The organism is Geodermatophilus sp. TF02-6, assembly GCF_003319115.1.
Taxonomy (GTDB): domain Bacteria; phylum Actinomycetota; class Actinomycetes; order Mycobacteriales; family Geodermatophilaceae; genus Geodermatophilus.
Window position 1 is genome coordinate 15,307 of the sequence record NZ_QOHF01000007.1, and the last position, 13,003, is coordinate 28,309.

Below are 13,003 nucleotides of genomic sequence, written 5' to 3' on the forward strand. Positions count from 1 at the left end.
CGACGGCCTCCCCGTGTCGATCATGGGGTTGTGGCCGGCCAACTCGGCGTGTCTGCCCGTGTCACCCGCAACAACCCCATGATCGACTCGAGGGGGGAGAGCCGTCGACCCGGTCCGGGGAGCCGACCTGTCCGCGGACGTGTCCGGACGGCGTCGCCCGGGCACGGACCCCGGCACCGACCGCCGTCGCGAAGGAGCCCCGTGACCGGAACCGACGTGCCCGGCCGGCGCCGTCCCTCCCTGCACTGGGGGGACGACGGCGCCGGGCCGGTGACCGAGCGCGACGCGGACGGCTACGCCGACCTGCGCACCTACGCCGCCATCGGCGACGGGCGCACCATCGCCCTGGTCGCCCGCGACGGCCGCATCGACTGGCTGCCGCTGCCCGACATGGACGCCACCCCGGTGTTCGGCGCGCTGCTCGACGCCGAGCACGGCGGGTGCATCGAGCTGTGCCCGGTGGAGGAGTACACGGTCACCCGCACCTACGTGGGGCACACCAACGTCCTGGCCACGACGTTCACCACCGCGTCGGGCAGCGTGCGGGTCACCGACGCGATGAACACCGGGGTCGCCGGCCGGCTGCCCTGGGCCGAGCTGGGCCGCCGGATCGAGGGGCTGGCGGGCTCGGTCACCCTGCGCGCCGCCGTCCGCCCGGGCACGTGCCTGAACACCGCGGCGCCGTGGGTGCACGAGACGGTGCACGGCCCGGTGCTGCGCGTGAACGCGCTCACCCTCGCCGTGCGCCAGTTCGGCGCGGACGTCGTCGAGCACGGCGACCGGCACGTCGACCTCGTCTACACCACGTCCCCGGGCTCGCGGCACCTGCTGGCGCTGGTCGGCACGTACGACGAGCCGCTGTTCCTGCCGACGGCCGAGGCGGTCGACGCCGGCATCGACCGCACCGTGGAGAACTGGGCCACCTGGGCGGGCAGCTTCGCGTGGGACGGCCCGTGGGAGGCCGCCGTCCGCCGCAGCGCCCTGGTGCTCAAGCTGCTCACCCACTCCCCGAGCGGGGCGATGGTGGCCGCGGCGACGACGTCGCTGCCCGAGTCCCCCGCCGGCGGCAAGAGCTGGGACTACCGCTTCCCCTGGGTGCGCGACTCGGCCTACGCGCTGACCGCGTTGTTCCGGTTCGGCCTGCGCGAGGAGACGCACGCGGCGATCAGCTGGCTGCTGGCCACCATCCGCCGGCACGGACCCGAGCCGCGGGTCTTCTACACGCTGACCGGCGAGCGGTCCGGACCGCCGGGGACCCGCGACGTGCCGGGCTGGCGCGGCATCGGCCCGGTCGTCGTGGGCAACACCGCCGACGAGCAGCTGCAGCTGGGCCCCTACGGCGACCTGTTCTCCATCGTGTCGCTCTACGTCGAGCACGGCAACGTGCTCGACGCGCAGACCGGCCGGCTGCTCGCCCAGATCGCCGACCTCACCTGCGACCGCTGGCGCAGCCGCGACTCGGGCATGTGGGAGCTGCCCGAGTGCCGGCACTACACGACGTCCAAGCTCGGGGCCTGGGTGGCGCTGACCAAGGCCGTCGAGCTGGCCGAGGCCGGGCAGATCCCCGGCGACCCGTCGCGCTGGCGCAGCGAGGCCCAGTGTATCCGCACCTGGGTCGAGCAGAACGGCTGGTCGGAGGAGCGCGGCGCCTACGTCTGGTACCCGGGCACCGACCGGCTGGACGCCTCGATCGTGCTGCACGCCATCAGCGGGTTCGACCGCGGCGAGCGGATGAGCCGCACCCTCGACGCGCTGCGCGCCGAGCTCGGCGCCGGCCCCTACCTGTACCGGTACAGCGGCGCGGCCGAGGAGGAGGGCGCGTTCCTCGCCTGCTCGTTCTGGATGGTGTCCGCGCTGACGCTCTGCGGCCGGCACGAGGAGGCCTGCGCGCTCATGGACGAGCTGATGGGCAGCGCCAACGACGTCGGCCTGCTCGCCGAGATGCTCGACCCCGCCAGTGGTGACCTGATGGGCAACCTGCCGCAGTCGCTGAGCCACCTGGCCCTGGTCAACGCCGCGATCACCGCGGGCAAGCAGGAGGGCGACCCGCAGCAGCGCTGAGGAGGCCCGCCGCCGTCGTCGGCCGGGCGCGGACTGGGGCCGCCGGCAGCTCCCGTCGTCGGTCATGGGGTCGTGGCCGCTCCTGGTTGTCGATCATGGGGTTGTCGACCGCTCCTCATGGTTGATCATGGGGTTGTTGCCGGTCCGCGCGGCGTGTCGGGCCGTGTCGGCGGCAACAAGCCCATGATCAACATGTCGAGATGGGGACCCTCGCTCGGGTCGGACGACGCCTGACCGTCGCTCGACCGGGTCGGCTTTCCCCAGGGCGAGCTCGACAGGCCGCTGACCTGGCTAACCTCCCTGCCGTGCATGATCGGCTCCGGTTGGCGACGGCTGCTACGTTGGTGGGGATGGCGCTGCTGTCCGGGTGCTCCGACCGGCAGGAGGCCAGCACCACGCTCCCGACGTCGGCGGCCGCGCCGACGACGGAAGCGCTGCCTCTACTTGGTCCGCCCGACTTCCCCGTGCCGCCCGAGGCCCGCACCAAGGACGCCGCCGGAGCCGAGGCATTCCTCCGCTATTACACCGCTCTGCTCAACAGGCAGCGGCCACTCCTGGAAGGTCAACCCCTCCGTGACCTCGGCCCTGAGTGCGAGGACTGCTGGCGCATCGCCAAGAACTACGAGGAGGCGAAGGCGGCAGGACAACACTATGAAGGTGGAGAACTCACCATGAATGATGTTGCCGACCCGGATTTGAACGATGAGACGGCTTCTCTCGTCTTCGGGGTGCGACAGGAAGCCGTCGACTTGGTAGACCACAACGGTGAGCCGGTTGTGCCTGGCTTGGAGACCCAGCCCAACATGGGCTCGGGCATGACGCTGAACTGGTCCGAAGACGATCACTCCTGGCTAGTGAAGAGCATGACACTCGGGTGAGAGCGCGCATTCAGCATCTGCTCGCGATCACTCTCGCCGTATGCGCGTTAGCACTGTTCGCGCCCGTCAAGGCCATGGCTTGCCCGTTCGACGGCGGATGCTCGTCCGTGAACCTCGACGCAGGTGCAGCGACTATCGAGCTCTCCGGTGAACAGGCCGCGCGGGTCGTCGGGGTCGCCTCGGCCGAGATCCCGATGTTCGTCTATCGACTGCGCCAGCAGTGCGTGGTCGCCGCGGAGTTGACCGGGAACTGCTCCCCGGCCAGCATCCGCACCTGTCCGCAGCAGCCAGGGCGGGTCATCGACTACTTCTTCGTGCAGCGCCGTCCGGTCGTGCAACCCGGCGAGGCCGACGTCCTCGACGGATTCGGCGTGGGTGATCCCATCGGTGACTGGGAGAACCTCCGTGAGGGCTGCTTCGACATCACCGACCTGAACCCGCCGCCGTCGCCGGGGGAGGTGTTCGCCTACTTCCAGCGGCTCCCGCTCCCCCGCTTGGAGACCCGCCACCAGCCGCCCGGCAATGGACTGTCCGGACTCCCGGTGATCTTCTACACCGACTCCCCCGCCACGCAGACCTTCACCGTCGACATCCGCGGCTTCACGGTCGTCATCGCCGCCCGCGCCGAGCAGTACACCTGGCACACCGGTGACGGGCCACCGCTCGTCACCACCGATCCCGGCCGGCCGTACCCCGACCAGACCGTCGAGCACGAGTACGAGTCCGGCACCCACACCGCATCGCTCACCGTCACCTGGGGTGCGACCTTCACCGTCGACGGCAGCGCACCGGCCGACGTCCCGGGCACCACGACCACCGACGGCCCGCCGATCACCTTCGACGTCCTCGAGGCCCGACCGGTCCTCACCGACCCCTACGACTGACACACGTCGGAGCGCCGTCCCAGGAGCCGGCGCCGGCCGCCCCGTTTCCATCCGGCTGATGAGTCCGACCCTCACCTGAGGTAGTCCGAGCTCGGGCGGCCTCGCGAGACCCGTGCTGGGGGCACTCACGGCGGCCCAGCTCGGCGGTCCGGTACCTGTGGATAACCCGCGGTCCTGACCGTGCGGGCTGCCACGGTGTGTCGCATGACGATCCCACCCCTCGCCGAGGTGCCGGTCCGCTCCTCGCTCGCGCTCACCCGCCGTTGGGCCGCCCTGTTCAGCCCCCTGTTCTTCGACTCCCGCAGCCTGTGGCTGACCTGGCTGGGCCCGGACGGCCGGCAGGCCCCGGCCCTGCTGCCCGTCGACGACGTCCCGGCCCGCCCCGACCACCGGCTGCTGCGCGGCCTGCTCGACCTGCACGACGGCGTCACGAGCGGACAGCTCGAGGGCGGCCACCTCGCCATGGCGCTCTGCCGCCCGGGCCCGCCGGTGGAGGACGCCGAGGACACGGACTGGGTGTTCGCCCTGCACGACCTGTTCGACGAGCAGATCGACGGCACGTGGAGCCTGCACCTGGCCGCAGGCGGTCGGGTCGAGCCCCTCGTCGAGGCGCCGAACTTCTTCGCCGCCCTGGGTTGGGCCACCGCCGGCGTGACCGGGCGGAGCGCCCGGTGAGCTCGCAGGGCTGGGCTCCCACCGGGCACGGCGGCACCACACCGCTCCCCCCGCACCCGACCGGCCGCCCGTGGCCGGGGGCCGCCGTGGCTGCCCAGGGACCGAGCGCACCGACCGCGCCCGACTGGACGCCCCAGGCGATCGGCTCCAGCGGGGCGCCTTCCCCGGCTCCCGACGTGTCGATGACGCCCGGCTGGTACGCCCCGCCGCCGGACACCGGCCGACACGACGGCGGCAGCGGGCGTCGTCGCACGATCCTGGTGGTCGCGGGCGTCGTCCTGGCCGTGCTCGGGTCGGGAGCCGCGGTGCTCGGAGTCCGGGCTCTCGGAGAGCCGGACACCCCGCAGGAGGCGGCCGAGGCCTTCCTCACCGCGAACCAGCGCTACGACTGGCGGGCGTCCTGGGAGCTGCTGTGCCACAGCGAGCAGGCCGGGCACGGCTCCCTCGACCACTACATCCGAACGCAGGACGCCGCCATCGCCGCCGTGGGCCCGCTCGATGACGGCCTCACGGTCACCGTCGGCGCGGCACGCCCCAACGGGCACTCCACACCGCAGTCCTACGTCGTCGACATGGTCCTCTCCCGAGGCGGCGAGTCCGAGCGGTCCGAGATGCTGGTGGTGGAGGAGGACGGCGGCTTCCGTGCCTGCGGCTTCGCGTGAGCGCGGGCCGGCCGGTGGTCGGAGGCCGAGCCGGCGGACTCACCCGTGCCGGAACGGCGCTCTCGTCGGCGGGCGCCATCCCGGGTCGCGGCCGGTGAGGCCGAGCAGCCGGTCGAACGCCGGGGCGTCGTCCGGCACGGGCACCGGCGGGCCGAACAGCCCCGGTCGCGGCTCCCCCGCCGCGACCGGGGCCACGAACCCCGTGCACGCCGCCACCGACGCCGGATCGGCCCAGTACTCCTGACCGGTGGCCACGGCGAGGTCCCAGCCGTGCACCAGCACCTCGTCGAGCGCGACGACGGCCGCGACCGGGGCCGGCATGACCACCCCGCCGGCCTCGGCAGTCCCCTCCCACGCGGAGGGCTCCTGCCACGCCTCGACCAGCGCATCGAGCTGGGCGGGGACGAGCTCGCGCCAGTCCTCGGGCAGCCGGGAGGCGTCGGCCGACGGAGCGCCCTGCACCGGCGTCTTCTCCGCGGCTCGGTGGAACGCCACCGTCAGCCCCACCAGGTGGTCGAGCAGCCCCGCGACCGACGTGTCGGCGCACGGCGTCGGCCAGGTGAGCTGGTCGTCCCCGATCTGGGCCACCACCCCCGCCACCACCGCAGCCTGCGGGGCGAGGTCCACACGCGTCGACTCCATGCGGTCCAGACTGCCCGCCGGCCCGGAACTCAGCGATGACCCCGGGAGGTCGCCGGCCTGGTCGCCGCCAAGGGCACCGCCCCGGGCGTGCGGAGCATGTCGAGTCGGGGACGCTCGTGCTGTGTCCGCTCCTGGGACAGGGCTCGACTCTGTGCAGGGACACCCACCGGCGGTCACTCGGGTCATGCGCGTTCGGGGCAGCCACTGCCGATAGCGAGTCACCTCCTGACCACAGTCATACGGCGTGTCGCAACCTTACGTGAGTGTTGACCTTGCCATCTCGAACCGGCCGGATTCGTCTCGGTTGCGGCTTGGGCGCTCTGGTGACGCGCGGACGACGGCGGTGAGCCTGTCGTCGTCCCAGCCGGCCCCTCTCGGGAGTTCTCATGCGCCGCAGCACCATCGCAGCTGGTGTCCTCGTCACCGCCGCCCTGTCCCTCGGCTCCACCGGCACGGCCAGCGCCGCCGATCTGAACTGCAGCGACTTCACCACACAGGCGGAAGCCCAGGCCAGCTTCGACTCCACCCCCGGGGACCCCAACGACCTGGACCGGGACGACGATGGCATCGCGTGCGAGTCCCTGCCCGCGGGCGCGTCCGGAGGAGCCACGACCGAGGACGGCACCACCCTCGCCGGCAGCGACCAGTCGAGCAGGGGCACGAGCGGCGACAGCCAGGTCGCCACCCAACCGGTGGGCGCCGTCGCGGCCGGTGACGGCAGCTCGGCCGAGGACGGCGGCGCGCTGCCCTATGTCCTCGGGAGCGTGGCCCTGACCGCGGCCGGTGGCGCCGCCCTCGCCGCCCACCGATCCTCCCGCGCCGCGGCCTGACCGGCGGCACGTGCGGCACCGTGCACCGCCGACCCGCTCCGGCCGGCCCGCGGCCGGAGCGGACGGGGCCGTGCGCATCACGGGGGCCTATCCCCCACCCCTGACCCCCGCGGTGCCGGCGGACGACGTGACGGCGCTGCTCGCCCGCCCGCCCCGCGTCACCCGCTACGGCCGGCACCGGCGGCCCCCACGACCGCCGGCCGCCCGCGCCTGGGCCGCGGCGTCGGTGCTGCTGGCGGCCACGGGGATCGCCGCGATCGTCGTCCTGCCGGGTCGCTCCCCGGATCCGGCGCGGCTCGACGTCCCCGGCGCGGTCGCCGAGCAGCCCGCGCGGACACCACCCACGCAGAGCCCGACCGCCGCGCCGGTCGTCCCGGTGGCCGCGGCTCGGCAGCTGCCGGCCAGCGAGCCGGTCACCGTGCGCATCCCCGCGCTCGGCGTGCGCTCCGCGGTGATGCGGCTCGGGCTCGAGCGGGACGGCAGTATGCAGGTCCCGCCGGGCGCCCACCCGGTCGGCTGGTACGTCGGGAGCCCCACGCCGGGCCAGCTCGGGCCCGCCGTCCTCGCCGGGCACGTCGACTGGGACGGCGAACGCGGCGCCTTCTACGGCCTGCGCGAGCTGCGCCCCGGAGACGCCGTCGCCGTCGACCGCGCCGACGGGACCACCGCCACCTTCCGCGTCGACCGGGTGGAGGAGCACACGAAGGACGACTTCCCGTCCGACGAGGTCTACGGCGACCTCGACCACGCCGGGCTGCGGCTGATCACCTGCGGCGGGGCATTCGACGAGGACACCGGCGACTACCTCGACAACGTCATCGTCTTCGCCAGCCTGTCGGCCTGACGCGTCAGCGTCCGGGCACTCGCGTTCCGCCCCTGTGAGCGCCGAGTACACGACGACGGTGGGACGGTCGAGCCCGGCCAGCTCGGGACCGGCTCGTCCCCGCCGGTCGGCAGACCAGGATTGTTGCACCTTGCTAGCATGCAGCTAGCCTTCTGCCGTGAGGACCCTCTACCTGCGCAACGTCCCCGACGACATGGTCGAACGACTGGAGCGGCTGGCCGCCCGGGATGCGATGTCTCTGAGCGCCTTCGTCGTCCGCGAGCTGGCGAGGCTGTCCCGTCGCGCGGACAACCCCGCGCTGCTCGGTGACCTCCCGGACCTCGACGTGGACCCCGCCGACGTCATCACGGCCCTGGACGACGAGCGCACCGCCCGGTGATCGTGGTCGATGCCTCAGCAGCGGTGTCGGCACTGCTCAACGCCGACGCCGCACGGCAGGCGCTGGCCGAGGAGGACGTCCACGTCCCGCACCTGGCCGACGTCGAGGTCCTCAGCGCTCTCCGGCGATCGGTGACCGGCGGCCGAGTGACCGTGGAGGCGGCGGACGCTGCGCTGCGCACCTGGCGCCGGCTGGGGATCACCCGTCATCCGCTTACCGGGTTGCTGGACCGGATGTGGGCATTGAGGGAGAACGTGTCCGCCTACGACGCGGCCTACGTCGCGCTCGCCGAGGCCCTCGGTTGCGCCGTCCTCACCGCCGATGCCCGGCTCAGCCGGGCGCCGGGACTGCGCTGCCCGGTCACCGTCGTCCCCCGCTGACCCGGGCCGCCGACTCCGCCCGCCACCGCGGAGTCGATCATGGGGTTGTTGCGGCCGACACGCGGCGACACGCCGCTCGAGGGAGCAACAACCCCATGATCACCGCCGAGAGGACGGGCGCGGGACCATCACCGCCGAGAGGGCGGCCGCGGGACCACCACCGCCGAGAGGGCGGCCGCCGGCAGAACAGGGTCGGCAGGCTCAGAACGCCGAGCGGGGCACACCCTGACCCGGGTCGATCCGCACCGGCCCGGACGCCGACGGCTCGACCGGGAAGTCGAAGATCCCGGTCGGCAGGTAGACCGTCGCGCAGGAGTTCGGGATGTCGACGACCCCCGACAGCCGGCCCTCGATGGGCGCCGCGCCGAGGATCATGTAGGCCTGCTCCGGCGTGTAGCCGAACCGGGTCAGGTAGTCGATCGCGTGCAGGCAGGCCCGCTGGTAGGACAGCTGGGAGTCCAGGTAGCGCTGCTCGCCGTCGAGGGTCACCGACGTCCCGGAGAAGGCCAGGTAGCGCTCGTACCGCGGCTCGACGTTGCCCGGGATGAAGATCGCGTTCTCCGCGACGCCGTAGGTCTGCATCCCGCCCTTGATGACGTCGACGTGCAGGTCGATGAAGCCGCCCATCTCGATGGCGCCGCAGAAGGTGATCTCGCCGTCGCCCTGGGAGAAGTGCAGGTCGCCCACGGACAGCTTCGCGCCCGGCACGAACACCGGGTAGAAGACCCGGCTGCCCTTGGAGAAGTTCTTGATGTCCTGGTTGCCGCCGTTCTCCCGAGGCGGCGCGGTGCGGGCGGCCTCGCCGGCGACCCGGTCGAACTCCGCACCGGACAGCGAGCCGAGGACGGCGTCCTGCGGCAGCGGCGGCAGGGCCAGCGGCGGTACCCGGTCGGGGTCGGTGGCGATCAGCGCGGCCTCCCGCCGGTTCCACGTGGCGAGCAGATCCGCCGAGGGCGCGGTGCCCATCAGCCCGGGGTGGACCAGCCCGGTGAACGACACCCCGGGCACGTGCCGGGAGGTCGCCGTCTGGCCGCGGAAGTCCCAGACCACCTTGTAGGCGTCGGGGAACTGCTCGGTGAGGAACCCGCCGCCGTTTCGCGTGGCGAAGATACCGGTGTAGCCCCAGCCCTGCCCGGCCAGCGGCCCGGAGTCCTCCTGCGGGATCGGCCCGACGTCGAGGATGTCGACCATCAGCAGGTCGCCGGGCTCGGCACCCTCCACCGCGATCGGCCCGCTCAGGCAGTGCACCCGTGACAGCGGCGCGTCCCGGACGTCGTCGGCGGAGTCGTCGTCGTGGATGGCCCCGTCGAACCACTCGCGGCAGTGCACCCGGAAGACGTCCCCCGGCCGCACCGTGACCGCCGCCGGGATGTCGGGGTGCCACCGGTTGTGGCCGACGAGCTCCTGCTCGGTGAACCGCTTGGTGGAGTCGAGGGGGAACACGACGTCGGGCACGGGGCACCTCCGGGGTCAGGGACGGGGCAGCCGGGCGAGCGCCGGGTTCGGCTCCGGCGGCGGGACACGTCGGGACGGCGGCGCGGCGACCACCGCGGGCTCGGTGGCGCTGCGCTCGGTGGCCTCGATCAGCGCCCGGGCGCGGGGCGACCCGAGCGACAACCGCGGCGCGGTGAAGACCCGCCGGGAGGGTGCGGCGCAGTCCGGGCAGGGCTCGGCCTCGGCGGCGGTGCCGATCGGCCGGGCGACCTCCAGCAGGCCGTGCTCGGGGCAGCGGTACTGGTAGACGGCCACGGCGGCCTCCTCCCCCTCCGGCCGTGGCGGGGCGCGGGCACCGCCGTCCGGCTGCCGGCCGACCGTACCGGCTCCGGGCCGCCGTACTGCCGGCGTTCTCCGCGCTCTGCCGGCCGGACGGCAGGGCCCAGGGCGCCCACAGAGTCCGCAGGGAGCTGGCCGAGTCCGCCGCAGAGGCTGGGGGTGGCCGCGGTCGGCACCGCGCCGCGGTCGACGTTCGCCGGCATCGGCGAGGCGCACCAGGTCGTCGCCGCGCTGCGGGAGCTCGACCGGCCGGTCGAGTGCCTGGACCTGGCCGGGGAGGGGCACGCGTTCCGGCGGGCGGACTGCCGCAAGCTGCTGAACCGGACGACGCTGCGCTTCCTCACCACCGCGCTCGACGGGGCAGGAGCGCCGGACGGACCGGGGACACCCGCCGAGGCGTCCCGACTTGCCCGGGAGCCCGCCGCGGCCGACCCTGCCCCCGTGGACGACCCCTTCGACCTCGAGCGGTTCGTGCGGGCCCAGGACGGCGGGGTGTACGAGCAGGCGCTCTCCGAGCTGCGGGCCGGCGCGAAGCGCGGCCACTGGATGTGGTTCGTCTTCCCGCAGGTCGCCGGGCTGGGCCGCAGCCCGACCGCGCAGCACTACGCGATCTCCGGGCTGCCCGAGGCCCAGGCCCACCTCGACCACCCGGTGCTCGGTCCGCGGCTGGTGGAGTCCGCGCAGGCGCTGCTGGACCTGCCGGGCAGCGACCCGGTGCGGGTGCTCGGGCCGATCGACGCCGTGAAGCTGCGCTCGTCGATGACCCTGTTCGAGCGGGCCGAGCCGGAGGCCGCGGTGTTCGGGCAGGTGCTCGACCGGTACTTCGGCGGTGAGCGGGACGAGGCGACGGTGCGGCTGCTGTGAACGCGCGGGTCCGGCCGGCGACGGGCAGGCTGTATCCGTGAGTCAGGACAACGGCGGCTCCGGGTACGTCACCGCGGGCCAGGAGTACCGACGCGACCAGAACTACGTCCCCGACCGGATCACCGCCGACGGCTCGAGCGGCTGGCCGGTCGAGGCCGGCCGCTACCGGCTGGTCATCGCGCGGGCCTGCCCGTGGGCCAACCGGGCGGCGATCGTGCGCCGGCTGCTGGGCCTGGAGCCGGTGGTCTCCATGGGCATCTGCGGGCCGGTCCACGACGAGCGGTCGTGGACGTTCGACCTCGACCCCGGCGGCCGCGACCCGGTGCTCGGCTACGAGCGGCTGCAGGAGGCCTTCCTCGCCCGCTTCCCCGACTACGACCGCGGCATCACGGTGCCCGCGATGGTCGACGTCCCGAGCCGGCAGGTCGTCACCAACGACTTCATGCAGATGACGCTGGACTTCTCCACCGAGTGGACCGCGTTCCACCGCGACGGTGCACCCGACCTCTACCCGGAGAAGCTGCGCGACGAGATGGACCAGGTCATGCGCCGGGTCTACACCGAGGTCAACAACGGCGTGTACCGGTGCGGGTTCGCCGGCTCGCAGCAGGCCTACGACGAGGCCTACGAGCGGCTGTTCACCGCGCTGGACTGGCTCTCCGAGCGGTTGGCCGGGCAGCGCTACCTGATGGGCGAGACGATCACCGAGGCCGACGTCCGGCTGTTCACCACGCTGGCCCGCTTCGACGCCGTCTACCACGGCCACTTCAAGTGCAACCGGCAGAAGCTCACCGAGATGCCGGTGCTGTGGGCCTACGCCCGCGACCTGTTCCAGACCCCCGGCTTCGGCGACACCATCGACTTCCCGCAGATCAAGGAGCACTACTACGTCGTCCACGCCGACATCAACCCGACGCAGATCGTCCCGGTCGGGCCGGACACGTCGGGGTGGCTGACCCCGCACCACCGCGAGGAGCTCGGCGGCGCGCCGTTCGGCGACGGGACGCCGCCCGGGCCGGTGCCGCCCGACGAGGAGGTGCCCCCCGAGCACGGGCCCGGCGGCATCGGCCACCGCTGACACCCCAGGCATGGGAAGCGATACGTGTATCTCCGGGCTGAGAACGCAAGGATGGCTTCCCATGCCTGCCCACCCCGGGGACGGGAGCGCGGTCAGGCGATGCGCACCCGCAGCCGGCGGAAGCCGCGGCCCTTGTTCTCCATCTTGGTCACCTCGACCCGTCCCACCATCGCTGTCGAGGCGACGTGCGTGCCGCCGTCCGCCTGGGTGTCCAGGCCGACGATGTCGACGATCCGCACCACCTCGATGTCCGGCGGCAGCAGGTCGGTCGCCGTCCGGATGACGTCCGGGATGGCGAAGGCCTCCTCCCGCGGCAGGGTCTTCACCTCGATGCGGCGGTCGGCGGCGATCTCGGCGTTGACCGCCTCGGCGACCCGCTCCTTGAAGTCCGGCGGCACCTCGGCGAGGTCGAAGTCCATGCGCGCGGTCAGCGGCTCCATGTTGCCTCCGGTCACCAGGGCCCCGAAGTCGCGGAACACGACGCCGGTCAGCACGTGCAGGCCCGAGTGCGTGCGCATCAGCTGGGTGCGCCGCTCGTCGTCGAGCGCGCCGCGGACGGCGGTGCCGGCCGGGGGCACCGGGTCGCCCTCGACCGGGACGAGGTAGAGCTCGTCACCCTTGCGGGTGCCGGCGATCCGGGTGCGGACGCCGCCCCACAGCAGCACGCCCTCGTCCGGGGGCTGCCCGCCGCCGCCGGGGTAGAAGGCGCTGCGGTCGAGCACGATCCCCCGCTCGGGGTCGGCGGCGACGACCGTGGCGTCCCACTCGCGCACGGTCGCATCGGCCAGGTCGAGGCGGTGGGTGTGTCCGTGTCCGTCGCTCACCCCTCGCATGTTGCTCCAGCCGGCCGGACGGCGGTGCGCACGCGGCCCCGCCGCAGGCTCACCCGCTCCGCCGCACGTGCCGTTCGGCGATCTCCCGGCCCGCGCCGACGGCCAGAGCCGCGGGGTGGACGGAGTCCGGGAGGTCGCACGCCTCCTCGTCGGAGGTGCCGAAGTCGCTCACGTCGTGCTCGGCGAGCAGTTCCCTGACCTGTTCCTCCAGCGGGGAGCC

Annotated in this window: 16 protein-coding genes; 11 read left to right on the forward strand and 5 right to left on the reverse strand. The window is 73.4% G+C overall.

Annotation, left to right across the window (positions count from 1 at the left end; translation table 11 throughout):
• Window positions 1-201 precede the first annotated feature (201 nt).
• From DQ238_RS08115 to DQ238_RS08135, 5 genes are all read left to right on the forward strand, one after another.
• Window positions 202-2,061, forward strand: coding sequence for a glycoside hydrolase family 15 protein (locus DQ238_RS08115; protein WP_233495810.1), 1,860 nt, complete (start codon window positions 202-204; stop codon window positions 2,059-2,061).
• 350 nt (window positions 2,062-2,411) lie between these two features.
• The gene (locus DQ238_RS08120) at window positions 2,412-2,939 is read left to right on the forward strand and encodes a hypothetical protein (RefSeq protein WP_147263030.1); all 528 of its coding nucleotides are present in this window, start codon (window positions 2,412-2,414) and stop codon (window positions 2,937-2,939) included.
• Between the two features lie 107 nt (window positions 2,940-3,046).
• A complete protein-coding gene (locus tag DQ238_RS08125; protein WP_113780797.1) occupies window positions 3,047-3,823 on the forward strand; it encodes a hypothetical protein in 777 nt (258 codons plus the stop codon).
• A gap of 204 nt (window positions 3,824-4,027) precedes the next feature.
• Window positions 4,028-4,498, forward strand: a complete 471-nt coding sequence (locus DQ238_RS08130; protein WP_113780798.1) for a hypothetical protein — start codon at window positions 4,028-4,030, stop codon at window positions 4,496-4,498.
• Complete coding sequence (locus tag DQ238_RS08135) at window positions 4,495-5,160, forward strand: hypothetical protein (protein ID WP_113780799.1); 666 nt, start codon at window positions 4,495-4,497, stop codon at window positions 5,158-5,160. The genes DQ238_RS08130 and DQ238_RS08135 overlap by 4 nt, the downstream gene beginning before the upstream one ends.
• A gap of 39 nt (window positions 5,161-5,199) precedes the next feature.
• On the opposite strand, the gene DQ238_RS08140 is transcribed toward DQ238_RS08135, so the two are convergent.
• Window positions 5,200-5,802 carry a TIGR03086 family metal-binding protein gene (locus DQ238_RS08140; RefSeq protein ID WP_113780800.1) on the reverse strand — a complete coding sequence of 201 codons (603 nt, stop codon included), beginning with the start codon at window positions 5,800-5,802 and terminating at the stop codon, window positions 5,200-5,202.
• Window positions 5,803-6,188: 386 nt separating this feature from the next.
• On the opposite strand from DQ238_RS08140, the gene DQ238_RS08145 reads away from it, so the two are divergent.
• The 4 genes from DQ238_RS08145 (at window position 6,189) to DQ238_RS08160 (ending at window position 8,235) form a co-directional block, all read left to right on the forward strand.
• Window positions 6,189-6,632 carry an excalibur calcium-binding domain-containing protein gene (locus tag DQ238_RS08145; protein ID WP_113780801.1) on the forward strand — a complete coding sequence of 148 codons (444 nt, stop codon included), beginning with the start codon at window positions 6,189-6,191 and terminating at the stop codon, window positions 6,630-6,632.
• A 70-nt stretch (window positions 6,633-6,702) separates the two neighbouring features.
• Window positions 6,703-7,476, forward strand: coding sequence for a class F sortase (locus DQ238_RS08150; RefSeq protein ID WP_113780920.1), 774 nt, complete (start codon window positions 6,703-6,705; stop codon window positions 7,474-7,476).
• Window positions 7,477-7,633: 157 nt separating this feature from the next.
• Window positions 7,634-7,855, forward strand: coding sequence for an antitoxin (locus DQ238_RS08155; RefSeq protein ID WP_113780802.1), 222 nt, complete (start codon window positions 7,634-7,636; stop codon window positions 7,853-7,855).
• Window positions 7,852-8,235, forward strand: a complete 384-nt coding sequence (locus tag DQ238_RS08160) for a type II toxin-antitoxin system VapC family toxin (protein WP_113780803.1) — start codon at window positions 7,852-7,854, stop codon at window positions 8,233-8,235. The genes DQ238_RS08155 and DQ238_RS08160 overlap by 4 nt, the downstream gene beginning before the upstream one ends.
• Window positions 8,236-8,436: 201 nt before the next feature.
• Here the strand turns inward: DQ238_RS08160 and fmdA are convergent, their stop codons facing one another.
• Together fmdA and DQ238_RS08170 are read right to left on the reverse strand one after the other, a co-directional pair.
• Window positions 8,437-9,690, reverse strand: a complete 1,254-nt coding sequence (fmdA, locus tag DQ238_RS08165; RefSeq protein WP_113780804.1) for a formamidase — start codon at window positions 9,688-9,690, stop codon at window positions 8,437-8,439.
• Between the two features lie 15 nt (window positions 9,691-9,705).
• Window positions 9,706-9,984 (reverse strand): FmdB family zinc ribbon protein, encoded by a 279-nt coding sequence (locus tag DQ238_RS08170; protein ID WP_113780805.1) that lies wholly within the window; start codon window positions 9,982-9,984, stop codon window positions 9,706-9,708.
• 183 nt (window positions 9,985-10,167) lie between these two features.
• On the opposite strand from DQ238_RS08170, the gene DQ238_RS23665 reads away from it, so the two are divergent.
• On the forward strand, window positions 10,168-10,872 hold the full coding sequence (locus tag DQ238_RS23665; RefSeq protein WP_233495811.1) for a DUF1810 domain-containing protein: 705 nt from the start codon (window positions 10,168-10,170) through the stop codon (window positions 10,870-10,872).
• A gap of 37 nt (window positions 10,873-10,909) precedes the next feature.
• Window positions 10,910-11,950: a glutathione S-transferase family protein gene (locus DQ238_RS08180; RefSeq protein WP_113780806.1), complete on the forward strand. Its 1,041-nt coding sequence runs from the start codon at window positions 10,910-10,912 to the stop codon at window positions 11,948-11,950.
• 92 nt (window positions 11,951-12,042) lie between these two features.
• Here DQ238_RS08180 and DQ238_RS08185 read toward each other — a convergent pair whose 3' ends face one another.
• Window positions 12,043-12,774, reverse strand: a complete 732-nt coding sequence (locus DQ238_RS08185) for an alanyl-tRNA editing protein (protein WP_370447504.1) — start codon at window positions 12,772-12,774, stop codon at window positions 12,043-12,045.
• Between the two features lie 58 nt (window positions 12,775-12,832).
• The gene (locus DQ238_RS08190; protein WP_233495812.1) at window positions 12,833-12,955 is read right to left on the reverse strand and encodes a hypothetical protein; all 123 of its coding nucleotides are present in this window, start codon (window positions 12,953-12,955) and stop codon (window positions 12,833-12,835) included.
• Window positions 12,956-13,003: the final 48 nt, after the last annotated feature.